This is a genomic window from Microcystis sp. BLCC-F210 (genome assembly GCF_042134685.1).
Taxonomy (GTDB): Bacteria; Cyanobacteriota; Cyanobacteriia; order Cyanobacteriales; family Microcystaceae; genus Microcystis; species Microcystis aeruginosa_D.
The window spans coordinates 2,792,347-2,815,629 of record NZ_CP169647.1; the positions used below are offsets into that span (position 1 = coordinate 2,792,347).

Annotated in this window: 22 protein-coding genes and 5 pseudogenes; 14 read left to right on the plus strand and 13 right to left on the minus strand. The window is 39.9% G+C overall.

Going from position 1 to position 23,283, the window contains the following annotated elements; translation table 11 throughout:
* Positions 1-23: 23 nt before the first annotated feature.
* Together ACE3JL_RS13415 and ACE3JL_RS13420 are read right to left on the minus strand one after the other, a co-directional pair.
* Positions 24-371 (minus strand): annotated as a pseudogene (locus tag ACE3JL_RS13415) (transposase); the annotation flags it as partial.
* Between the two features lie 193 nt (positions 372-564).
* Positions 565-1,104: pseudogene (locus tag ACE3JL_RS13420) on the minus strand (transposase); the annotation flags it as partial.
* Between the two features lie 68 nt (positions 1,105-1,172).
* Here ACE3JL_RS13420 and ACE3JL_RS13425 point away from each other — a divergent pair.
* Positions 1,173-2,122, plus strand: a protein-coding gene (locus ACE3JL_RS13425) for an IS630-like element ISMae26 family transposase (protein WP_375327693.1) whose coding sequence is annotated in 2 segments (ribosomal slippage) — positions 1,173-1,515 and positions 1,515-2,122 — 951 coding nt in all. Because the reading frame shifts where the segments join, the coding sequence is not laid out codon by codon here.
* 15 nt (positions 2,123-2,137) lie between these two features.
* Here ACE3JL_RS13425 and ACE3JL_RS13430 read toward each other — a convergent pair.
* Positions 2,138-2,464 (minus strand): annotated as a pseudogene (locus ACE3JL_RS13430) (transposase family protein); the annotation flags it as partial.
* Positions 2,465-2,645: 181 nt separating this feature from the next.
* On the opposite strand from ACE3JL_RS13430, the pseudogene ACE3JL_RS13435 reads away from it, so the two are divergent.
* From ACE3JL_RS13435 to ACE3JL_RS13450, 4 genes and pseudogenes are all read left to right on the plus strand, one after another.
* A pseudogene (locus ACE3JL_RS13435) lies at positions 2,646-3,143 on the plus strand (tail length tape measure protein); the annotation flags it as partial.
* A gap of 621 nt (positions 3,144-3,764) precedes the next feature.
* Positions 3,765-4,196 (plus strand): nuclear transport factor 2 family protein, encoded by a 432-nt coding sequence (locus ACE3JL_RS13440; RefSeq protein ID WP_375327694.1) that lies wholly within the window; start codon positions 3,765-3,767, stop codon positions 4,194-4,196.
* Between the two features lie 44 nt (positions 4,197-4,240).
* The gene (locus tag ACE3JL_RS13445; RefSeq protein WP_375327695.1) at positions 4,241-4,906 is read left to right on the plus strand and encodes a hemerythrin domain-containing protein; all 666 of its coding nucleotides are present in this window, start codon (positions 4,241-4,243) and stop codon (positions 4,904-4,906) included.
* A 27-nt stretch (positions 4,907-4,933) separates the two neighbouring features.
* Positions 4,934-5,383, plus strand: a complete 450-nt coding sequence (locus ACE3JL_RS13450) for a nuclear transport factor 2 family protein (protein WP_375327696.1) — start codon at positions 4,934-4,936, stop codon at positions 5,381-5,383.
* A 347-nt stretch (positions 5,384-5,730) separates the two neighbouring features.
* Here ACE3JL_RS13450 and ACE3JL_RS13455 read toward each other — a convergent pair whose 3' ends face one another.
* The 3 genes from ACE3JL_RS13455 to ACE3JL_RS13465 all read right to left on the minus strand — a co-directional run bounded on the left by ACE3JL_RS13455 (position 5,731) and on the right by ACE3JL_RS13465 (position 7,010).
* The gene (locus ACE3JL_RS13455; protein ID WP_375327697.1) at positions 5,731-6,138 is read right to left on the minus strand and encodes a PIN domain-containing protein; all 408 of its coding nucleotides are present in this window, start codon (positions 6,136-6,138) and stop codon (positions 5,731-5,733) included.
* Entirely contained in the window at positions 6,125-6,367 is a 243-nt protein-coding gene (locus ACE3JL_RS13460; RefSeq protein ID WP_375327698.1) for an antitoxin family protein, read from the minus strand. The genes ACE3JL_RS13455 and ACE3JL_RS13460 overlap by 14 nt, the downstream gene beginning before the upstream one ends.
* Positions 6,368-6,872: 505 nt before the next feature.
* Positions 6,873-7,010, minus strand: a complete 138-nt coding sequence (locus ACE3JL_RS13465; protein ID WP_375327699.1) for a hypothetical protein — start codon at positions 7,008-7,010, stop codon at positions 6,873-6,875.
* Between the two features lie 61 nt (positions 7,011-7,071).
* On the opposite strand from ACE3JL_RS13465, the pseudogene ACE3JL_RS13470 reads away from it, so the two are divergent.
* Positions 7,072-7,604 (plus strand): annotated as a pseudogene (locus ACE3JL_RS13470) (IS30 family transposase); the annotation flags it as partial.
* 33 nt (positions 7,605-7,637) lie between these two features.
* Positions 7,638-8,591 (plus strand): ABC transporter ATP-binding protein, encoded by a 954-nt coding sequence (locus ACE3JL_RS13475; RefSeq protein WP_271987699.1) that lies wholly within the window; start codon positions 7,638-7,640, stop codon positions 8,589-8,591.
* Between the two features lie 14 nt (positions 8,592-8,605).
* On the opposite strand, the gene ACE3JL_RS13480 is transcribed toward ACE3JL_RS13475, so the two are convergent.
* Complete coding sequence (locus ACE3JL_RS13480; RefSeq protein WP_375327700.1) at positions 8,606-9,361, minus strand: tetratricopeptide repeat protein; 756 nt, start codon at positions 9,359-9,361, stop codon at positions 8,606-8,608.
* 44 nt (positions 9,362-9,405) lie between these two features.
* Between ACE3JL_RS13480 and nblB the strand changes: the two genes are divergently transcribed.
* Together nblB and ACE3JL_RS13490 are read left to right on the plus strand one after the other, a co-directional pair.
* On the plus strand, positions 9,406-10,071 hold the full coding sequence (gene nblB / locus ACE3JL_RS13485; protein WP_271987703.1) for a phycobilisome degradation protein NblB: 666 nt from the start codon (positions 9,406-9,408) through the stop codon (positions 10,069-10,071).
* A 73-nt stretch (positions 10,072-10,144) separates the two neighbouring features.
* Positions 10,145-11,236 (plus strand): lipopolysaccharide assembly protein LapB, encoded by a 1,092-nt coding sequence (locus tag ACE3JL_RS13490; protein WP_271987705.1) that lies wholly within the window; start codon positions 10,145-10,147, stop codon positions 11,234-11,236.
* A 314-nt stretch (positions 11,237-11,550) separates the two neighbouring features.
* Here ACE3JL_RS13490 and ACE3JL_RS13495 read toward each other — a convergent pair whose 3' ends face one another.
* From ACE3JL_RS13495 to ACE3JL_RS13520, 6 genes are all read right to left on the minus strand, one after another.
* Positions 11,551-12,975 carry an FAD-binding domain-containing protein gene (locus ACE3JL_RS13495; RefSeq protein WP_271987707.1) on the minus strand — a complete coding sequence of 475 codons (1,425 nt, stop codon included), beginning with the start codon at positions 12,973-12,975 and terminating at the stop codon, positions 11,551-11,553.
* 175 nt (positions 12,976-13,150) lie between these two features.
* Positions 13,151-13,843, minus strand: a complete 693-nt coding sequence (locus tag ACE3JL_RS13500; RefSeq protein ID WP_375327701.1) for a Uma2 family endonuclease — start codon at positions 13,841-13,843, stop codon at positions 13,151-13,153.
* A 221-nt stretch (positions 13,844-14,064) separates the two neighbouring features.
* Positions 14,065-14,763: a Uma2 family endonuclease gene (locus tag ACE3JL_RS13505; RefSeq protein WP_193956183.1), complete on the minus strand. Its 699-nt coding sequence runs from the start codon at positions 14,761-14,763 to the stop codon at positions 14,065-14,067.
* Between the two features lie 129 nt (positions 14,764-14,892).
* Positions 14,893-15,585, minus strand: a complete 693-nt coding sequence (locus ACE3JL_RS13510) for a chromosome partitioning protein ParB (RefSeq protein WP_375327702.1) — start codon at positions 15,583-15,585, stop codon at positions 14,893-14,895.
* Positions 15,586-16,935, minus strand: a complete 1,350-nt coding sequence (locus ACE3JL_RS13515) for an AAA family ATPase (protein ID WP_375327703.1) — start codon at positions 16,933-16,935, stop codon at positions 15,586-15,588. It abuts the gene before it with no gap.
* A 240-nt stretch (positions 16,936-17,175) separates the two neighbouring features.
* Positions 17,176-18,117, minus strand: coding sequence for a serine hydrolase (locus tag ACE3JL_RS13520; RefSeq protein ID WP_375327704.1), 942 nt, complete (start codon positions 18,115-18,117; stop codon positions 17,176-17,178).
* 110 nt (positions 18,118-18,227) lie between these two features.
* Between ACE3JL_RS13520 and ACE3JL_RS13525 the strand changes: the two genes are divergently transcribed.
* The 5 genes from ACE3JL_RS13525 to ACE3JL_RS13545 all read left to right on the plus strand — a co-directional run bounded on the left by ACE3JL_RS13525 (position 18,228) and on the right by ACE3JL_RS13545 (position 22,707).
* Positions 18,228-18,890, plus strand: coding sequence for a 4'-phosphopantetheinyl transferase superfamily protein (locus ACE3JL_RS13525; protein WP_271989905.1), 663 nt, complete (start codon positions 18,228-18,230; stop codon positions 18,888-18,890).
* Positions 18,891-18,985: 95 nt separating this feature from the next.
* Positions 18,986-20,119: a glycosyltransferase family 1 protein gene (locus ACE3JL_RS13530; protein WP_002782662.1), complete on the plus strand. Its 1,134-nt coding sequence runs from the start codon at positions 18,986-18,988 to the stop codon at positions 20,117-20,119.
* A 55-nt stretch (positions 20,120-20,174) separates the two neighbouring features.
* The gene (gene clpS / locus ACE3JL_RS13535; RefSeq protein WP_375327705.1) at positions 20,175-20,468 is read left to right on the plus strand and encodes an ATP-dependent Clp protease adapter ClpS; all 294 of its coding nucleotides are present in this window, start codon (positions 20,175-20,177) and stop codon (positions 20,466-20,468) included.
* A gap of 2 nt (positions 20,469-20,470) precedes the next feature.
* Positions 20,471-20,755 carry a DUF2103 domain-containing protein gene (locus ACE3JL_RS13540; RefSeq protein WP_271989908.1) on the plus strand — a complete coding sequence of 95 codons (285 nt, stop codon included), beginning with the start codon at positions 20,471-20,473 and terminating at the stop codon, positions 20,753-20,755.
* 5 nt (positions 20,756-20,760) lie between these two features.
* Positions 20,761-22,707: a pentapeptide repeat-containing protein gene (locus ACE3JL_RS13545; protein ID WP_375327706.1), complete on the plus strand. Its 1,947-nt coding sequence runs from the start codon at positions 20,761-20,763 to the stop codon at positions 22,705-22,707.
* Positions 22,708-23,283 lie beyond the last annotated feature (576 nt).

Consider the following 23,283-nt stretch of genomic DNA (forward strand, 5'->3'; position numbering starts at 1 on the left):
TCTTCGTTACCCTTTATGCTAAATCAACAGACAAGATGCCAAGATAACATACTTCTAACCCAAAAATTCCGAAAGTTTCTAAAGCCATAGGCTCTCCGTTTTATTAGTTTAAGTTTATTGTTGATTCCCTCGACCACCCCATTCGTGGTCCTTCGCTCGAAATAACTAATAATTTCTCCAAACCAGTTTCGGATTGTTTGACAACTCTTGGTAAAAACACTGGAGGATTTTGCCAACCATTCTGAGATAGATAGCAGTCCTTCTGTCGGATTCTCTGAGGTTTCATAAATCTTTCTAAATTCTTCCTTTAATTCCTGCATCTTTTTCAAATTTGGAAAATTTTCTTTGATAGCTTCTAGTTTAATTTTTTGGGAGCATCTCACTTACGCGATGAGTAATTATACTTAGCCTAAAAGCCACTCTTAATCGTGTCTTGGAACGAAATAGAGGCTTTTAAAGACCGCGTACATGGAGAATTAAAACAAGAATTACCCTCGAAAAGCCTATTTTTCTACTAAGTATTTATGCTTATTGCAAAGGTGAGATGCTCCCAATTTTTTGGGTTTCCGTTAAATCTTTTTCATTTTTTAACAAGCTATATTTACTTCGCTTTAAAACTTCTAGCTTCGCTTCTTTTTCCGCTTTCTGTTTTTTATTTTTCTGCGCTTCTACGGCTCTTTTTTCTGCTTTTCTTTGTTCGTCTAACTCTTGATTAATTTGTTTCATTACATGGAATCTATCGGCGACTACCTCGGCCGATGGCATCAATTCTTTCACCAAATTTTTATAGGGCAACCAAAGGTCTATGCTGACTTCTTCAATTTGCTCTAATACCTCTTTTCCCCACCCTGTAAGCGTTTCCCTCAATTCTTCTTGTGTTCGCTTCTCTAGAATAGCTATTAGTTTTCCCGTATCTAAATTTACTAAAACCGCACAGTAATTTTTTTGTCCTTTGACTAGAGCGATTTCGTCAATTCCTAGTCTTTTTAATTTCGATAGGTCTGTCTCTGTAATTTCTTCAGCTATGTCCTCTATCATTCTTTGAATCTCTTCTTCCGTTACGTCATTTCTTCGACTAACATTTAAAATATCTCCTGATTTTATAGCAATTCTTGGAGCTATGAGGTACAATGGAAAGCAAATAGACAAATAATAGAACTTACCAGCTTCCTATGAGACCCTATTCCGTAGATTTTCGCCAAAAAATTATCGATGTCTGGAAGAAAGAAAAAATTTCCATTCGAGGACTAGCTCAGAGATTTGACGTGGCCAAAAGCTTTATTCAGAAGTTATTGAAGCAACATAAAGAAACAGGAGATATCCGTCCTCGTCCGCAAGGGGGAAGTCCGCCAACCAAGTTAAATAGTGAACAATTGATAATTTTAATAGAAATCATCGAAGCTAACAATGATGCAACTCTCGAAGAATTATCGGACTTACTGTATGAAAAGACACAGGTGAAAGTCAGTAGAGCCACCTTGGGGCGGCTGACGCAAAAACTCAATTATAGTTTCAAAAAAAAACACTACACGCGGCGGAAAAAGAAAGTGACAGGGTACAGCAAAAAAGAGTGGAATACTGGTCAGAAGTTCGGGAAATTGAGGCATCAAAACTAATTTTTATCGATGAATCGGGGGTAAATTTAGCCCTTTTGAGACTCTATGCTAGAGCCTTAATTGGCCAAAGAGCTAGGGGAAGAAAACCACAAAAAAGAGGGAGAAATATTTCAATAATTAGTGCTATAAGCTTAGAAAAAGTTGTCGCATCAGTCAACATATACGGTGCAGTGGATGCGGTAACATTTGAAGGATTTATTCTGAAGGAAGTGCTGCCAAAAATTAAAGAAGGAGACTGTCTGATCATGGATAACGCCAAGATTCATCTCGGAGAAATGGTCAGAGAAATAATCGAACAAGAAAAAGCTAGACTCATCTATTTACCTCCTTATTCTCCCGAATTCTCTCCTATTGAAAACTTTTGGTCAAAAGTCAAAGCGATGTTAAGAAAACTAAAGGCGAGAACTTACAAAGACTTAATAGAAGGGATTGAATTGGCTATGTTAGAAGTTACTCAAAAAGATATTCGCAATTGGTTTACTCACTGTTGCTACTGTACCTCATAAGTCAGAGAATTGCTATAATTGTTCGAGTATATTCTCGGCTAGTCTTTTCGTATAGGTTCGTTTCTTGCCGACAAAATCTAACTCTTCGCTAAAGGGTTTCTGACAATTACCGCACTTAAATTGACGACGATTAACTTGTAGGTACACTGGTTGACCTGAGAGCGGTAAATCTTTGACTAAATGTCGATGATTTTGGTGGAGTTTATCGCTCTCTAACCCACAACGAGGACAGACTGCTTTTTTATTTTTCGATTCGATTTGGAAAACTATACCGATATTTTCTAGGTGTAGATAGCCTTGAATAGAGGTTCCTTCTAGGTTCAAAAATTTGTCAAGTATCATAAGTAAAATACTCTGGTTTTTGGCTATTATATCAAATCTTAACTCGATTGTCTATCTTTTGGTATTAACCAGTTTGTGCCTTAAACCTTTTCCTGTATGGGTTTCAGCTATTTTTGGGCGTAGGCTCTCTCATCGAATTTTATTTTAAGTTAATTATTTGCATAACAGTTACCGAAGAGCCAGAATTTCTCTGGAGTCAACCTTGATGGATGCAGCGACGACGGTTAAAGCTTATAAAAGTTTATCTCAAGTGGAAGAGGCATTTCGCTGTTATAAGTCAATTGATTTAAAGGTACGTCCTATCTATCATTATAAGGGTGATAGAGTCAAGGCTCATATCTTTTTATGTATGTTGGCTTATTATGTGGAATGGCATTTAAAACAGTGCTTGGCTCCTTTGTTATTTGAGGATGAAGAAATTGATGATGGTTCTCTGAATGTGATTAAAGCGAGTCGCAGTGAATCCGCTCAGTCTAAAGAGAGAAAAAAACGGAATCAAGAGAACTTTCCTGTGCATAGTTTTCGGACTTTGTTGGAAGACTTGGGGACGATTTGCTTGAATACAGTGGAATGTACGATTAGGGAGGGAAGTTATCGTTTTTCTAAGATAACTCGACCGACCCAACTGCAACAAAAAGCGTTAGATTTATTGGAAGTTTCCCTGATTTGTAGCCAGTAACGGGGCGCTGGAAATTTTCTTAATCCTTTCTACAGCACAGATTATGGCTTTTTGTCAACGGGGAAGTCCAGCGATATAAATTTGCTTGCGGATTTTGCTGACCGTAGCCGAATTCGATTAAGTACCTAAGCAAAATTAATTACACATATCTAACCCCCTCTTGCCTTTTGCCTCTTGCCTTTTGCCTATCTTTACTAGGAAATTAATTTTGCACGACTACTTATCTATATACATTACTAGAACTATTGCGAGGAGGCGCGTTTCGATAACAGGATATCAACGGAAGTGAACTCACCGCACAATAGGTCTAAAGCAGAAGTGTTGAACGGTGGGAAAAGCGGACTCTTCTAGTTTCTGTGTAAAATTCCTTTACGGGATTAAACGTTTTTGGGTTTTATGTTCCGTATTATTTGCTAAGTACCTAAGCAAAATTAATTACACATATCTAACCCCCTCTTGCCTTTTGCCTCTTGCCTTTTGCCTATCTTTACTAGGAAATTAATTTTGCACGACTACTTACATTCTGAAGTTGGAATTGCAGATGGATAGCCTGTAAGTTTGCAGTATTTTGATAAATCTCCTATAATTTCGGACAAGTTTTAGAATAATAGGAGTCCATCAATGGATCCAGAAAATGCTGTAGTAGAAAACCTTACCAATATTCAAATTGTTCAGCAACTGTACACTGCTCTGGGCAAGGGAGATATTCCTACGGTCTTAAGTCTATTGGCCGAAGACGTGGTGTGGGAGATGCCTCATCCCCGGGATCAGGTTCCCTTTGGGGGAATCTGGAAAGGAGTCGAAGAAGTAAAGCAATTTTTTATGACGACCCATGATTGTGCCCAGTTCAAGCAAGTACAAATCCAAGAATACATTGCTCAAGAGGACAAGGTCGTGGTCATTGGTCATAATAAGGTTATGGCTAAGCCCACGGGCAAGGAGTACGAAAATGATTTTGTTGCGGTTTGGACTGTCCAATATGGAAAAATTAAGGAAATGCGTGATTTTATGGATACCGTCCAAGCGGTGACTGCCTTTCAAACCGATGCCTAGAATCTTGCCCATCGGCTCATTATTCTCTCAAGGATTTAAGAATTATGTTTGAGCTGCCTTCTTTGACCGTTGCGGGGGATCTGTCCCGGATTCATCAGGTGATCACAAGGGCTTTGCAAGTGGCGATCCAACAAAGTCAGTTGTTGGCGACCAAAGGATTAGCAGTGGAGGATTTCGGTTTGCAATGCTATATCACCGCATTGCTCCAGTTGCTAGACTCCCACCACCAGATAGAGGATGACCTGATCTTTCCCTACTTTAAGCAAAAAATGCCTGCTTTACCTGTGGCGGAAATGGAGAACCAGCATCAGGATATTGTTCCCCTTTTGGAAAAGTTAGCGGGTATTCTCCCAGAGCTTGACCAGACCCATGCTACGACGGTGTCCTGGATCACCATAGCAGAAACGCTAATAAAGATTGAAGCCCTGTGGGAACCTCACTATCAATTAGAGGAAGCCTATTTGAATGAGGACAATATCAGTCAAGTGATTAGTCCTGGCGAACAGGAAAAACTTTGTCATTTATACGCAGAAACCAGTAAACATCACATTACTGTAGATTATCTCGTGCTGCCTTTTATCCTCTACAATTTGCCTCTCCAGGAACGGCAAGTCATGGCTCAAGCCTTTCCTCCCCAGATTACCGAGAAGCTGATTCCGGGAGAATGGTACTTACGATGGCAGGTCATGTCCCCCTATTTGCTAAAGTAAAATGTAACTGATATTCAGAGGTTTTCAATGCCCCCTATCTCAGAAGATTTGATCGTCCATGAAGCTAGTCTTCAACGCCTTGTTTTCCAATTTGCTGATGCAGTTAATCATAGGGATGCTGAATTATTTAAAAAACTCTGGCTAGAGGAGGGGGTTTGGGAAATCTCCCCCCCCATAGCCGTAAAAGTGAAGGGGGAAGATAGTATTATTGAATTGTTCAATGATTTATTGGGTAGATGGGACTTTTTCGTTCAGATGGTGCATGGCGGAGTGGTTAGCGTCTCTGATGGGCAAGCCCAGGCTCGCTGGTGTATGGAAGAGATTGGTAGAGGTCGGGATGGCCAAGGCTTTCATAACTATGGCTACTATCAGGATGAGTTCACCTTCCAAAAAGGGGGGTGGTATTTTGCCCGTCGCACCTATCACTTTTATTATTTGGAGGAACCCCAGTTGACTGGAACCACCTTTCCCCTTTAGTGGTCGCTTCTAGTCAATTCGTTCCCGTCCAGGTGAAGCTATAACAGCTAAAAACGGACACGGGGTAAGGATTACAACCTTGATAACTTAAGAAGATTGCTGTGGGTTAAATTCCCACTTCGTAGGTGCCATGGTGAGGCGTTGTCAGATCAGAATAGGAAAGATGCAATGCAATTCTTGCTATCAAAGTAATTTCAGTTCCAATTTGATCTTTAGCGATCGCTATCAAGGTACAGTTGTTTTTTGTTACAGCAGTGTGGAAAAGAGAGCGGGTTTTTAAAATTGGATTGGCAGTTAATCATGCTATTAAAAACCGATTCGGTATAACGGCTTATGCTGCGGCAGGTTTAGGGACTATTGAAAGGATTGACAATTTTCAGCCCATCAATGTCTGAATATCCAAAGTCTTCTGTGTAAAGAGTTTCGACGTTTGCTTCCAAACAAGCAGCAACCACCATCGAATCCCAATGAGACAAACTAAAACGGCTCATCAAGTCCTCAGCACGATTAATCACAGCCCAAGTTGGCAAAGCTGTGTACCAAACCTGTTGCAAATCTCGAATGTACTGATAGACTTGCGCTCTGTCATACCCAAATGGCTCAAGTTTGCGGCTTGCTGCTAAATATTCGCAGGCAACCTGCCCAATTAAAACTCCCTCTGTCAGATTAGCTACTAGAGAAGCTGCGATTGCCTGCTTACTAGGATCACGCAAATCATTGACGTAAATTAAAACATTTTTGTCAACGGCGTTCATGCAACATATCTCTCGTAAACTGGGGAGCATTAGAGGGAATGGGGTTTTGTTGCATTCGCTCAACAAGCAGCCTTAAAAAATTCTGCCTAGCCGCAATATCGGTAATCTTTGGGGGAATAATTTGAGGTGATTTTACAAAAAGCTCCACCCCAGTGCCTTCAGGTAAATCGTAAGCTGTTTTAAGGATGAACTTACCACTATGATAAATTGCTTTCAAGGCTTGGGGCATGGGGAAATCTCTATTATAAGAGGGTGATTTAGTTAGCTACTTACAGTCTAGCCTACACGAAGCAAATCCTGTGACGAACAATACACGCTATTTTGATCCGATATTCCGTACATCCTCATATATTTTTATATATTTTTACATTCCCCAAGATGTTTTGACGAAAAACTGTCCTTGTAGAAACTACTATTGAAAAATATTTTTAATTTTTCCGAGAAAAAAATTACAATTCTTGACCTTGATAAAAATCAATTATTGTAGCTATAGTCCCTACTGACAAAGAATTTTAAGCAATGTATTAGTAAAAATTATCAATTGAATGTTAAGAAGCGCAGAAGGTGGGATAGTGGGATAGGGAGCATCTCACCTTTGCAATAAGCATAAATACTTAGTAGAAAAATAGGCTTTTCGAGGGTAATTCTTGTTTTAATTCTCCATATACGCGGTCTTTAAAAGCCTCTATTTCGTTCCAAGACACGATTAAGAGTGGCTTTTAGGCTAAGTATAATTACTCATCGCGTAAGTGAGATGCTCCCGTGGGATAGTGGGATAGTGGGATAGTGGGATGGTGGGATATATAATTTTGTTTTTGACCACGATTACCATTTTTATTGATTTGGTCACGTTCACATTCTGGACATTTCATCGTTTTTTTTCGTTCATTGAGTTTCCATCTATTTTGCCTCCTCATCTCTTTATCTGACAACGCCGCAATTGCTGACCAGAAAACCGAGATTGGTCATTGGGAAAGTGACACAATGATTGAAGTCAATCATCTAGGAGCTCTCGTTACATATATGGACAAAACCTCGAAATTTTTAGTAGCAGAATTAGCCAAAAACAAAACTGCATCGGAAATCAACCTTTGTCACAGAAAAACTTTTCCAAGAGATTCACCCTGACAAAAATAAAACCTTTACTTGTGACAACGGCAAAGAATTTTGTGGACATCAAGAGTTGAGTCAGAACCTAGGAGTAGATTTTTATTTTTCTAGTCCTTATCATTTTTAGGATAGGGGATTAAATAAGCATACCAATGGACTGTTAAAACAAATTTTTTCCCAAGGGAACGAATTTTAAAATTATTAAGTCAGAGGAGGTTGAAAGAGCCGTAAATTTGACTAACAATCGTCCTCGAAAATGTCTTGACTATCGTACCCCAAATGAGGTATTCTATGAAGATAGATCAGACAGTGTGCAATTCAGACTTGAATCGGCCAAACCCTGTATTCTTGGTTAGCGAGTCACCGTGAGAACCTAAATAAAAAACTTTATGAACACACCAGAATTAGCCATTGCTACCGTTGGTTTAACCAAACAATTTGACCACCATGGAGCCGTTAATCAGGTGGATTTACAGATTGAATCGGGGGAAGTTTACGGGTTAATCGGTCCAAATGGAGCAGGAAAAACCACTTTAATTAGAATGTTAGCGGCAGCGGAAGAACCGACGACGGGAGAAATATATCTCCACGGAGAACGTCTTTTAAGAGATGAGAGTAATACCCGTCTCAAAAGAAATTTAGGTTATCTACCCGATAATTTTCCCCTCTATGATGACTTAAATGTCTGGAATTATCTGGATTATTTTGCCCGTCTTTATCATATCCCTCGCTCCCAACGTCATCGCCGCATTTATGAGGTTCTAGAACTGGTACAATTAACCAGTAAAAGCCATAATTTGATCCCTACTTTATCCCGGGGGATGAAACAACGTTTAAGTTTAGCCCGAACGATTATCCATGAACCTTTAATTTTACTTCTTGATGAACCGGTTTCTGGATTAGACCCGATCGCTCGTTTACAATTTCGTGAGATTATTAAAGTCTTACAATCGGTAGGTATGACTATTTTAATTTCCTCCCATGTCCTTAGTGATTTAGCCGAACTTTGCAGTTCTTTGGGTATCATGGAATTAGGTTATCTAGTGGAAAGTACCTCTTTACAGGAATTAAATCAACGTCTAGCTGGTCAATACTTGCAGATCACAACTCTAGGCAATTTAGAGGACTTAGAAACCGCTCTTAAACAATGTGTTTTTGTGGAAAGTTGGCAAAGAATTATTAATACTAATACTCTCCGAGTTAAATTTACGGGAACCCTAGAAGATAGTGCAGAACTGTTGAAATCTTTAGTCGTTTCTGGCCTGATACTAAGCGAGTTTTATACTTGCCGCGAAGATTTAGAAACTATTTTCCTAAAACTGGGACATCGACAGGCATCTTAAGGGGAATAATAATTTTAAATCTGGGATAGTAACTTTTCGACTAATTTAATCTGCTCCTGACTAAAACCAGCTTCCTTCAGATGTGCCAGAAACCATTTTTGTCGATAACGACCGTCTAAATTCCTAGCCTTTCTATAGGTATCCTGCGCTTTTTTACTATCACCTTGATCTAAATAAACCATTGCCAAAGCCACAAGAGGATGGGGATTATTTGGCTCTAATTTAACTGCTTTTTTAGCGTTATTAATAGCTGATTCAAAATCTTTTAGACGATGATAGGCGAGGGATAAATTATAGTAGGCGATTTCATTATCGGGTTTTAAATTAGCGGCTTTAGTATGAGTGACTACGGCTTTTTCAAGATGACCACTGACAAGATAAACAATACCCAAAGCATTATAAGCAGCCAGATGATCGGGGGCAATTTTAATCGTTTCTTCAAGGGTTGTTTGTGCCGCTAAAGGTTGTTTAGCTAGGTGTTGTGTCCAACCTAAAATTACTCTCCCGTCTAGATGATTGGGGTTTAACTGTACCGATTTTTTTAAAGCCTCAATACTTTTGATAAAATCTCCCTGTTGACGATACTGTAATCCCAATTGACGATAACGATTAGCATCTTTAATATCTGATGCGGAAATAATCGGACTGGGAGAAGGAGGAACAAGCATCTCGGCCGTTGGTTCTTTTTTAGGGGGAGAGGGAGGACTACAGCCCCAAAAAACCGGGGAACTAAAGATGATCAAGATAGTCAGGAGTCGATAACTATTCATGGGACAATTAATACCAGTCCAATTGTTAAGGGTGTCATCAAATTATGAATTATTCCCCCGAATCCGTGCAACGGCTGCTCGATTCTGATGATTATGGCGATCGCTTATCGGGAGTTAATCAACTGCGTTATTTAACCCCAGAAATCGCCTTCGAGATGTTACAGCCTTTAATTAACGATAGTAACGCTAGGGTGCGTTATTCGGCGGTAAGTCAGTTAGATGTCCTCGGTCATCAGAATCTTGATCTGGCCTTAACTATTTTGCGCGATCGTTTGTTAAATGATCCGGAAGCAGACGTGAAAGCAGCCGCGGCCGATGCGATCGGGGGGTTAAAATTAACGGCAGCCTACGATGATCTGGTGGCTGTCTATCAACAATCCAGCGACTGGTTAATTCAATTTAGCATTGTGGCCGCTTTGGGCGAATTGGGGGAACCCCGCGGCTTTGAACTACTGGAAATCGCCCTTAACTCCGATAATGAATTGGTAAAAACGGCCGCCGTTAGCGCGTTTGGGGAACTAGGCGACCCTCGCGCCGTCTCTTTACTCGTTCCCTTGGCTAATGATGATGACTGGCAACTGCGCTATCGTCTCGCTCAAGCTTTAGGCCGCTTAGGTGGGCAAGATGCGATCGCTGTTTTGACCCAGTTAACCAGCGACAAAAGCGCCCAAGTCGCCCAAGAGGCCCGCAATAATCTCGTCCAAGGGTGATGCAGAATAGTTGATTTTTGTCAATACCATTTACAATAAATTTTAATTAAGAATCGTTAACAAAGGTAAAGCGATGAAACAATTTACCCGTTTAATCTTGCTCGTCGGTCTTCTTGCGGGGGGCTGTTTCTATCCCTCAATTGCGATCGCCGACAGTCCAGCAGGGGCAATCGTCGGCAAGAATTCACAGGTTAACGAACTACTGCGTCAAGCGCGGCAATTGGTCAAAAATGGCAATTATGGGGAGGCTATAGCCATTTACGAGCAGGCCGCCGCCCTTGATGGCAATAATGCCAAAATTTTCTCTGGAATAGGCTTTTTACAAACGCGGCAAGGGAATTATAACGCCGCCGCCCAGGCATACCAAAAAGCTTTAAGTCTCGATCCGAGTAATCCTGACTTTTTCCATGCTCTCGGTTATAGTTTAGCTAATATCGGTGATTATGACAATGCGGCCACCGCTTACTACTACGCTATCCAAATAGAACCGAAAAACGTCCAACACTACCTCGGTTTAGGGGTGGTATTATTGCGGCAAAAAAACTATGCTAAAGCGGGGGAAGTTTACCAATGGGTTTTAGCTCTCGACCCAAATAATCAGCAAGCCCACGAAATCATGGCTAAAGCCTTGATCGAACAAAATAAAAGCAGCGAAGCCCTCGATTTTCTCCAAAAATCCCTGCAAAGATTCCCTAACAATAGTGAATTAAGATTGCAACTGGCCAGCCTTTTGCTTAAACAGGGCGATTTAAATGGCGGAACCCAAATTTTAAAAGAAATAGAGCGACAAAGTGCAAGTAATTTTTTAATTCAGCTAAAAATAGGGATTTTACTCGAAAAACAGGAGCGTTTTGACGAAGCTCTCCCCTTCTATCGTCGGGCTGTTTTCCTACAACCCCAATCGTTGGAAGCACAAGCGGGAATCGGTCGCATCCATCTGGCCAGAAAAGATTATCTTGGAGCAATTATTGCCTATCAAGATTTGGCCAAAATCGCCCCCAATAACGCCGATGTCTATCTTAATCTCGGTCGGGCCTACGCGGGCCGAGGACGAAAAAGAGAGGCAGCGGCGGCTTTTAAGCACGCGCGAGCGGTTTATCTGCTGAAAAATGATCAATCCGGACTGGAGGAAGTGAATGCCCTGCTGAAGAAATTAGTTGAGTAAAACTAGATCACACCAAACCCTGTTTAAAAGGTAGGCTCTCTTATTCTTTGTGTGATCAGTTTAACTTGTATAGGAGCGATCGATCTCTGTGTCCTCTGTGTCTCTATGGTTCCTTCCACTCCCTCGCCAGCATAACTGTATCTTAGAATACATTTTACCCACCAAGCCCAAGAGCGCTTAAGTACCTAAGCAAAATTAATTACACATATCTAACCCCGCTCTTGCCTCTTGCCTATCTTCACTAGGAAATTAATTTTGCACGACTACTTACTGACTCCTAACCCTAACAACAATTTTTGATTTTTACCAGAGGTCTATTGTTTTGGCTTCTGATTACTATAGAGTTGTTTGAATTTTTTTTGTTGTTGATTATGATCGACAATTGGATCGGGATAACCGCAACGATGTCTTTCTAAACTGGGGATTTTCCCAGTTACTAAATATTCCGTATCTACGGAAGCTAATTCCGGCAACCATTGACGAATATATTCCCCTTCTGGATCGAATTTTTGTGTCTGACTAGCGGGATTAAAAATTCTTAAAGGTTTCGGATCCATGCCACTAGAGGCACTCCACTGCCAACCACCATTATTAGCGGCTAAATCGCCATCAAAAAGTTTCTGCATGAAGTATTTTTCGCCTTTTTGCCAGTTAATAATTAAATCTTTGGTTAGAAAACTCGCCACAATCATGCGACAACGATTGTGCATCCATCCCGTTTCATTTAATTGTCGCATCGCCGCGTCAACAATCGGATAGCCGGTTTTTCCCTGGCACCAAGCTTGAAAATGTTCTTCGTTATCCTGCCAAGGAAAATGACGAAATTCTTTTCTATAAGCACCGACCGCCAATTCTGGGAAAAAATAGAGACAATGCTGGTAAAATTCCCGCCAAGCTAACTCTTGCTGCCAAGTGATAATACTATCTTTTGCTTCTTGGGCGCGGCAATTTTCTAATAACTCTAGGGTTGCCGTCCAAATCGTGCGAATGCCAATCGCCCCAAATTTTAAAGCGGCACTCAAGCGCGAGGTGCCATCAAAAGCGGGGAAGTTACGATCTTCTTGATAATTGTTAATAACCCCTTGACAAAATTCTTCTAATCTGCTATTGGCGGCTTTTTCTCCGGGGGTGAGGGGTAAGGGGTTTTGCCAAGTAAAACCTAAATTTTCTAGGGTTGGTAAATTAATAGTTTCTGTGAGTTTCTCCCCCTCATTTTCCTCTAATCCTTGCAGGTTTTCTAGGGTTGTGGGGCTGGCTTTGGCTAATTGGCTCCAATTTTTCCAAAAAGGAGTATATACGGTGTAGGGGCTTTTTGAGAGGGTGAGGACTTGTCCTGGAGCGTGGAGAAGTTGATCCCAGAAGGTTTCTACCTCAATTCCTTTTGTTTGTAAAGCGGCAATTACCTGTTGATCCCGTTGACGCGCATAGGGTTCAATATCGAGGTTAAAAAAAACTGCTTTTGCCGATAAATTGCCGGCTAAGTTGACGAGTGTTTGACTGGGGTTGCCGCGAATAATCAGTAATTGACTACCTTTTTGGCGATAATTTTTTTCTAATTCCTCTAGACAACCAAGGAGATAGGCAACTCTAGCAGGGGCGATATCATCCCCTTCTAAAATAGCAGGATCGAGGCAGAAAACCCCAATAATTTTCGGACTACGCTCCCTAGCTTTACTCAGTCCAATATTATCCGAGAGACGTAAATCGCGACGATGCCAGAAAAGGATTAGGTTTGACATATAGTGAGGTGATGAGTGGTTACTGAGCTTGTCGAAGTGAAGATTATCAGGGGCGAGATTATTTTACATTGAGCTTGTCGAAATGTGGGGTACAGTTAAGAACAAATTCAAGTCAAAAATACTCTTTCTGTCATTATAGGACAGTGGATCAAGAATAATTATATAATTTTACAATCTAGCCGTGATTAGCAGTTAGTTTCTTGACAAAATCTCGATGTTCTGCTGTTTCTAACCCACGCTGCAAAATCACTAAAACTTTTCCTAAGTCGCCTATTAATAAAGCGTTTTTATCTAGCCATAAACCAGGGAAGATTTGGGAGCGTATTATGCCATCACTATCGGGTTCTAGTTTAATATATTCTCCTGCCTGTAGCCGAAACCAATCAAATTCTTGTTCATAAAACCGCCAGACTAGGTATTCTTGGACTTGATTGCGACGGTAAACATTTAATTTTTGATGAACATCGTAGGAAGCACTAGAAGCGGCAATTTCGACAATTAATTCCGGCGCTCCTTCTACATAATCATCTTGACTAATTGTCGATTGTCCTCCCTTGTCAATTCTTAATAGGGCATCCGGTTGGGGTTCGTTATCAATATCTAATCTCACGGTGCAATTATCCCCTAATTGCAGATAGGGGGTAAAAGCTTTATAAAAACCCAACCATAACATAATATGTGCGTGGGGTTCACCATGTTGGGTAATTCTCAAGGGAGATGCCATATAAACAATTCCTTCAATTAGTTCCGCTTTTTTGAGATGGGGCATCCCTTGATAACGTCGTTCAAATTCCCATCGAGTTAATTTATCGCCGTTTTCTAGGGAAGGAATTGTTAAAGTAGCAGCTATTACTGGGGTAATTATCATAATTTTTCTCTTTTCACCCGTCTTCTAGTTAATCTTTGCCCGCTATCGGATTAGGTTTTTTTCCTGATCTTCCATTATTATAACACCCATCGGTAGGGTGTGTTAAAGTAGCTCAACACACCCACAAAAATCAGTTAGAAGTCAATAAATAATCCATTAATTTGAGCAAAGTTTTTTCTCCCATATTATAGAACACTTGAGAGAAAATAATTATCTAATTTTTAAACTTGAGAGCGATCGCTAGTTAATTTATTAACAAAATCTTGATGTTCTGCTGTTTCTAACCCCCGCTGCAAAATCACTAAAACTTTTCCTAAGTCGCCCATTAATAAAGCGTTTTTATCTAGCCATAAACCGGGGAAGATTTGGGAGCGCATTATGCCATCACTATCGGGTTCTAGTTTAATATATTCTCCTGCCTGTAGCCGAAACCAATCAATTTCTTGTTCATAAAACCGCCAGACTAGGTATTCTTGGACTTGATTGCGACGGTAAACATTTAATTTTTGATGAACATCGTAGGAAGCACTAGAAGCGGCAATTTCGACAATTAATTCCGGCGCTCCTTCTACATAATCATCTTGACTAATTGTCGATTGTCCTCCCTTGTCAATTCTTAATAGGGCATCCGGTTGGGGTTCGTTATCAATATCTAATCTCACGGTGGCATTATCACCCAATCTAACACCTGGAGTCGCCGCTTTATAGAGAGCTAACCATCCGATAATATTAGCATGAGGCTCGGCGTGACTTTCAAATCTGAGGGGAGATGCCATATAAACAATTCCTTCAATTAGTTCCGCTTTTTTGAGATGGGGCATCCCTTGATAACGTCGTTCAAATTCCCATCGAGTTAATTTATCGCCGTTTTCTAGGGGAGGAATTGTTAAAGAAGCAGCTATTACTGGGGTAATTATCATAATTTTTCTCTTTTCACCCGTCTTCTAGTTAATCTTTGCCCGCTATCGGATCAGGTTTTTTCCTGATCTTCCATTATTATAACACCCATCGGTAGGGTGTGTTAAAGCATCTCAACACACCCACAAAAATCAATTAGAAGTCAGCAAATAATCGATAAGTTTGCTCAGAGTTACTACCCCCATTTTATCTACTCGATCAGTGATATCATCAAGAGAAATAAATAGCTTATCTTTTCGCACTTTGAGAAAATTTCCAGTAACTGTTCTATTTATTCCCGCTTTTTTAAGTTGATTAGCATCACAGGTATTCAAAAGCTCTAAAATCGACTTAGAAGGAGGAGAAGGAGGAGGAGAAGCAGAAGGAGGAGGAGAAATAATAATTTTTTCTTCCAGTCTTTTGATTTCTTTTTGGTACTCCTCTCGGATTGCTTGTAACTGGGTTTCTAATCGTTTTTCAAGATTATTCACCCTCAATTCTAGAGGATTATCTGTTTTTTCGGGCGTGGTAATTAACCCAGGAGAAGGGGATAATAACTGTATTTGCTGTAAAGCGATATTCTCCGCTTCTTTATCAACCACAAAAGCGTTAATAGTTTCTAGGCTGCGTTCTTTTTCTTTAGCAATTAAACAGGCATAATACTCTAAATTTCCCTCAATAATCTGGAAGCGTTCAAAGCCAATTTTTTTGAGAATGACAGGACGCATTAAGCCCTTCATTGCTACAATAAGATTAGCTAAGTTGTGTAAATCTGTTTCTGGAAAATAAGAACGCTCTTTAGTAGCTACCACGTCCTGTAAATCAATTAGTAAAAAATCCCACATTTATTTAACTCCTATTTTAGCTAAAACTTCGATTGCTAAGGCTTCAAATTCTGCTGCTGATACTCCCGCATCGCCTTGATTTTCGGCATAATCCATTATAGATTGGGGAGCAGGAATTTCTAAATCTCCCACAGTAACGTATTGATTTATACAGCGAGATAAAGGCATTCTTTCCGAGATAGTCGATTCCATCAAAGGTAAACCGTATTTGTCTGGAATCACTTGTTTTTGTCTGGGAAAATTAAATCTTAAGTATTGAGCATGGGTGGAAATTTTGGAAGGTAAAACGCCTAAAATTTTTAGGGGTTCTTTACCTAAATTTTCACGAGGTTCGTTAATTGCTTCCTTGATAAAATTTTTTACACTATTTAAACCTTGATTAGAAAATGGTTTAAGATCTGATGGAATAATCAGATAGTCGGAAGCAATTAAACCAGCTTGAGCATAAAAATCTAAGGATGGCGGGGTATCAATAATAACCAAGTCATAATCATCTCTAACTTTATCTAATTTTTTAGATAATCTTGTGTCAGAACTCCCGTATCTAGTTAAGGTAGTTTGTTTTTCAATTAAGCTAATATGAGCGGGAATTACATCAATTTCTGGATGGTTAAATCCCTGAGATTTTCTGACAATATTTTGCACAAAAGTTATGTCTCCATCATTGAGTAAATGAAAGACATTTTTATCTTTTAAATCATCGTCATCATCGAATTGAAACTTAATTAAACCAACGGCAAAGGTACTATTAGCTTGAGCATCAATATCAATTAATAATACTCGCTTGCCTTTTTTACTCAAAGCTGCCGCTAGATTGGTAGCGACGGTGGTTTTACCAACACCACCTTTATGATGATAAATTGCGATGGTTTTCATGGGGTTTCTGTGGTTGATTGTTGGAGAATTGAGCGGTGGAATACCTAAAGATAAGGTTTCGTAGCCAATCAGAGATTTTAACTGTTCTAAGTGAGAGGCAATTTCTAACCCAGAACATCTAAAAACTAAATAAATTTTATCGGGGTTTCTTCGATAAAGTTGAATCTCATAACCATTGGTTAATAATCCCCACTGCACTTTAAAGTAGTTGAGATAATAACCTAAGCGGTGACGATGATTGATGAGCTTTTCTCTGGGATTTTTAGCCTCAATAATTAGACAGTGAGAGGATAAAAACTGCTTTTTGTTGATAGGTTTTTGAGCGGAAACAAGGAAATCTAAGCGGACTTTACCGAAGCTAACTTGTTGATACCAATGTTCGGCATTGTAGCCTAGTTTGGGGAGTAAATACTGGACAATTAGTTTACTCTCCACTTCCCTTTCGTTATGACAATGGTGAGGGTTGAAAGTCACACATTTGAGGAAATACTTAAAAACAACTTATTGTTAGTTTAAATGATGACAGTCCTTCTAGTCAAGGTGAAGCACAGACTAAACTTAATCGAGTATTTCAGCTGCAAGAACAAACCCCATCTATCCCAGAAAAGCTATATATTGAGATGCACATCAGTCAATTTACGGGTTCATGACAGTAGGATGTTTATCTAGCACTTTTGACAATGACAGAGAAAATCATCCTACCCACAGCTTCAATTAATTGAACTGCATAATTTTCTCGGCTACTTTCTGGGAAATAAAAGGTAAAATTGAGCGATTTTGACTGTTATCTTTTCCCTCGGTAAATACCACCAAGAGATAGGGAGTATGATGGGGAATTTCAATATAAGCTGCATCGTGACGCACTTGACTTGTCCAACCAGCTTTTGACCAAATTTGACTATTTTCTGGTAATCCTTGTCCCAGAAATCCTAAAATTTGTGTCTCATCTCCTTGGCTTGTCCAATCAGCAGGATTAAGACTTCGTTTTAGTAAAGACATCATCATCTGTGAACGTTGGGAAGAAACAGCAATCCCCCCGACAATAGTATGAATTAAACGCGCCACTGCATTGCTAGTTAACATATTGCGATTCTCCATTAATTCCCCTAAAAAAGCGCGTTCACGTCCATAGGGACCATCAGACCAAGTTTTTTGATTAACGTTAATTGTCGCTAATTCTGGCCAATTTAGGGATTGAAAATAACGATTAACTATGTTGCGTTGTTGCTTCCAAGTTTCAAAGGGACCGGCGGCAATTTCTGGACCGCTAGTGGTTCCTGTAACCAGATCTACAACTAAACTGGTAGCATCATTACCAGAGTCAACAATCATGTCACGAATGGCGCGATTTAATTCGGTGTTTTCGGGAATCATTCCCCCTTCTAACCACTCATGAATTGCTACTAGATAAAATAATTTCACTAAACTAGCGGGATAGGTTCTTTCTTGTCCGCGATAACTAAATCCGCGGGGGGAATATTTCCAGAATTCTTCGTGAGAAATTGCTCCCCCCGTGTTGACGATAACGGGAGGATCATATACTATCCAAGTTAGGGCAATTTGTTCTTGAGCTAATTGGGGAAATTCTCGCCAAGTTGTTTCTAAAATATCTGTACCGAACTGTTGGAGGTGGTCTTCAGTATGAAAAAAGTTCATAGGTGTGCTGCAAAGTCAAGAGTTAGAAGGTGGATAAATTCTTGAGTCGGCAATTCTCATTTTACGGTAAAATTTACCGATAATTAATTATTTGATCGCTTCTGAGTTTAATGTTTATATCTACCGATGAGGTTCATCTCTATTTTATCAGTCTTGATCCCTCTGGGGATAGACGAGAAAAACTGGCTTCTTTGCTCTCGGAAGATGAAATAATTAGAGCTAATCGTTACCATTTTCCCCAACACAAGCGGCGTTTTTTGGTGGCTAGGGGATATTTACGGGAGATTTTAGGGTCATATTTGGCGATAAGTCCCGAAAAAATCGAGTTTATCTACAGTGAACGGGGAAAACCGAGTATTAACTACCAATTGCAGTTTAATCTCTCCCATTCCGAGGAGATGGCAATCTGTGGCTTGACTTTAACCGCTCGCATTGGGGTAGATTTAGAGAAAATGCGCCAGATGAAAGATTTAGATAGCTTGACAAAAAGGTTTTTTTGTGCTAGGGAACATGAGCTTGTTGAAAAGTCCGCAGAGAAGGAAAAGTTATTTTTTCAGTTATGGACGGCAAAAGAGGCTTATTTAAAGGCACTGGGGACGGGAATTAGCGGGGGACTCGATCGAGTGGAAGTGGGCCTTAATCCCTTAAAATTAGACAATGTGGCGGGGGAATGGCAATTATGGACAGCAGCAATCGGCGATAATTATCGAGCGACGGTGGTTATCGAAGGAAGCGATCGAGTGATTAAAACCTTTGGCCTTTCTGATCTATGATTAATTGGGGAGTTAATTGCCTTGAGAAATTCAGTAATTATTCCTAGCTATCTCAAAAAGCTTGCCCTTAATTATTACTTAACCTTGTTTTCTCTATGCGAATTGCTCTTTTTACAGAAACTTTCTTACCGAAAATCGATGGCATTGTCACCCGTCTTAAACATACCGTAGAACACCTACAAAGATTAGGTCATCAGGTATTAGTTTTCTCTCCCGATGGCGGTTTAAAAGAGTACAAAGGTGCTAAGATTCATGGAGTTACAGGGATTCCCTTACCCCTATATCCGGAATTAAAAATGGCTTTCCCCCGGCCTTCAGTCGGTCAAGCTTTAGAGAGGTTCAAACCTGATATTATTCATGTGGTTAACCCGGCTATTTTAGGGGTGGGAGGCATTTATTTTGCCAAAACTATGAACATTCCCCTCGTCGCTTCCTATCATACCCATCTCCCCCAATACCTACAGCACTACGGGTTAGGTTCCCTAGAAGGATTACTCTGGGAATTATTAAAATTGGCCCACAATCAAGCAAGTTTAAATCTCTGCACTTCCACCGCTATGGTACAAGAATTATCTAGTCGTGGCATTGAAAAGGTAGAGCTTTGGCAAAGGGGAGTCGATACGGAATTATTTCAACCTCATTTAAAATCCCCGGCTATGAGACTGAAATTATCCCAAAATAACCCCGATAGTCCTCTCTTATTATACGTTGGTCGAGTGTCGGCCGAAAAAGAAATTGATCGCATTAAACCAGTCTTAGAAGCGATTCCCGAAGCAAGATTTGCCATTGTGGGAGACGGTCCCCATCGGGAAGCTTTAACAAGTCATTTTGCCGATACAAATACCCATTTTGTCGGTTATTTACAGGGGTTAGAATTAGCCTCCGCTTTTGCTTCCGCAGATGCTTTTCTTTTTCCCTCACGCACAGAAACCCTCGGTTTGGTACTCTTAGAATCTATGGCTGCCGGTTGTCCGGTAGTGGCGGCAAATTCGGGGGGAATTCCCGATATTGTCACCGATGGAGTTAATGGTCATCTCTTCGATCCTAGGGATGAAAAGGGTTTAATTAGTGCTACCCAAAGATTACTAACCGCTAAGGCAGAAAGAGAGGAATTACGACGAAATGCGCGTTTAGAAGCGGAAAAATGGGCATGGCAAGCGGCCACCAAACAGTTATTAAATTACTATCACCAAGTTTTGAAGAATAATTCTGTGGCTTTTGCCGCTTAATTGTTGTCAAAATGCTCGAATTTAACCGCAAAAACCTTGACCTATTATAACTTTTATGGCCAGCGCACCTAGTACCACCTTAGATAAGTCCACTCAAGTGGTCAAAAAGACTTATCCCAACTATAAAGTTATTGTTCTCAACGATGACTTTAACACCTTCGATCATGTGGCCAATTGTTTAATTAAATATATCCCGGATATGACTACAGATCGAGCTTGGGAATTAACTAATCAAGTTCACTACCAAGGACAGGCAATTGTCTGGACCGGTCCCCAAGAACAAGCGGAACTTTATCACCAACAATTGCGACGGGAAGGATTAACCATGGCTCCCCTAGAGGCCGTATAATTATGAATAATGGTCGCTTAGTTTGGAATCATTCTACTCATATCCCGGGGTTGATTGCGGTATTAGAAAAGTTAATTACTTATCAAGGAATCACCACTGTCACCCCCGGGGTACTTTCTCGTTCAAAAGGTCATTGTCCGCGATTACAATTGCGGATCTCAGTGCCGATTCGTGGTGGTTTTAAGCTGATTGCGAGGACAGGAAAAAGTGTTCAGGAAGTCTTTATTATCACTGATTTAAACCAAGAGGATTTAGAAATGGCTATTCAAGCTTGTTTAGGAAAATAACTGTCGTGGGTGCGTTGTTGAAAGGCTGCTGGTCACTAATCATTGTTTTTCTGTTTTTCTGTTTACATTCTCTCCCTGGTTTGGCAGTAATGGATAGAGTTCCCTTAACAGTAACTTTATTGCAGGAACGTTTAAGCGCACCCGTCCTTAAAGAAGGGATGACTACCATTAATTTAGCCAATTTAGTTATCGATATCCGCGATGAAAATAAAGAACTGCAAGAACAATTTTATCAACAGATTCAAGGTCAAATTAATCGCGCTAAACAACCCCTAGGTTTAGATTTTAGTAATTCCTTAATTCAAGGCAACTTTATCGCTTCCCGTCTGGGTTTACCGACTCCTTTAACAAAAGTAGCTCTCGCTACCTTGTTATCACCCACGGAAGAACAGTTATTACAACAGGACGAAAATTTTTTATTCGATAGCGATGAACCGGTTTTTAATGTCACAGTGTTTCGTGGACCGGTGAAGTTGCAGGGAACCGTATTTATGGGAGAAGTGGACTTTTCTAAGACCTTTTTTCTGCAAATTGTCGAAGCAATGGCAGCAAAATTTAGTCGTGAAAGTAATTGGTTAGAATCTCGGTTTGCTAGGGTGGCTAAATTTAGCCAAGCCACTTTTATGGGAGATGTAAATTTTAGTCAAAGTCAATTTTTAAATAAAGCTATCTTTCGCACGGCCCATTTTAAAAGTGTTACTAATTTCCATCGCAGTCATTTTACTGCCGAAGCTTATTTTGATCAAACCAAATACGATAAACCCGCAGATTTTACCCGTACTTTCTGGCAAAAAGAAGCCAATTTTTCCCAAAGTCAATGGCGAGATCGTCCGCTATTTTCTAAGAGTAGATTTTTAAGTTTATTAACCTTTAGAAATGCCACTTTTGAAAAATCAGGCGCTTTCCGGTCTAGTTATTTTAATGGTGTGGTTAGTTTTCAAGATGTGAAACTTTTAGATCAGGTAGATTTTAGTAATTCTACTTTTACTAAAAATAGTTATTTAAGTGTATCGGGATTAGCTTTTGATTCCGATAAAGCGAAAATACTAGGAGATAGAGGAGTAATTGGTCAAGCAATTTATTTACCAAACCTAGCAGGAAATGAAACAGTTTTAAGAAATTTAGTTCGTAATTTTCGCTCCCTAGAACAAATTGCCGATGCTAATCAAATTGAATACAAAACTGAAAAATTGCGATTACAACAGTTAAGAAAAAAGCTGAAGAATATCTCAATTATTCGCCTAATTAACCTCACTTGGGTAGCTGATTTTCTGCATACTTCTTTCCTTACTTTACTATTACTCTTAAGTCAAGATGGTACAAATTTTAGTTTAGTTTTCGGCACGGGAATTATAATTTTTGCCTATTTTGGCTGTTTATTTTGGTTAATCGATCGCGTGCGTCGCCTCACTCCTAAACCAGTAATTCCTAATGGTTATGAAATCTTTTGTATGGTAACTAGCTATATTATCCTCACCCTTTCTGGTGTGTTTAATATCCTGCAATCTGCCAGTCGTCCCCTACTAACTTTAACAGCTATTGCCCTAATTCTTGTTCCCTTGCCCCTAATTTTAATTATCGAACTTTATCGTCGGGGACGCTATCACGATTTAATGGATAGTTCCTATTTCCTGCAAGATGGTAGTATGCGACAATTACGCTTATTAATCACCCGTTTACCCGTGGTTCCCGAATTTCCCCTCTTTCGCGATCGTTATACTCCTATTCCTTGGCAAAAGCGTTGGAATTGGTTAAATTATTACGATTTAAGTCTCAATAATTTGCTAAAATTAGGCTTTAATGATTGGCGAGTTCGCGATCAAGAATTACCCACCATTGTTTCTTTTTTAGTTTGGTATCAATGGGGTATCGGCATCTTTTATATCACTCTCCTTATCTGGACTCTCTCCCGCACGATTCCGGGGTTAAATCTCTTGATTTATTTAAAATAAACTGTAACAATTGAAATACAGCAGTTATCTTTTAGTTTTGGGTGGCTGATCGCCGGCTATCGATACCAAGAGGGGGGTGATATAGCAATTCCCATAGTTGTGAGGTACAAAGTCTGAGGTTTTGAGGAGTCAGGAGTTAAGATTTTGGTGTACCTCATGAGATTGGAAAACGCTATATTATCCCTCTCAACTGGTTCAACAGGGGAAGATAGCGACATGAAACCAATTCGACGTCAAGTCTGGAAAGCAATGGAATGCTTCTCACCCTGTTGAGTCTTTTATCCCCTCTAACATTGAGCCAAAAAGGGTTAGCACTCAATTGTAATAGTGAAGATGTCGAGTTTTTCAGAGAAAAACAACTGAAAATTAATCTATAGTGTTTTTCAGTCTGCTGAGGTACAAAAGTTATGGGTTTTAGGCAAAAGGCAAGAAAAATATGTTTACCTCACTAGCTTAGGAAACGCTATAAGTCAGGAAAAGCTTATCAATGTGGGCATTTCAGGTGATATCAGTCAATCAGAATAGTTACAAAATCCTCACATTTGGTCGATTTTTGCTTAACAATTGAGATGGACA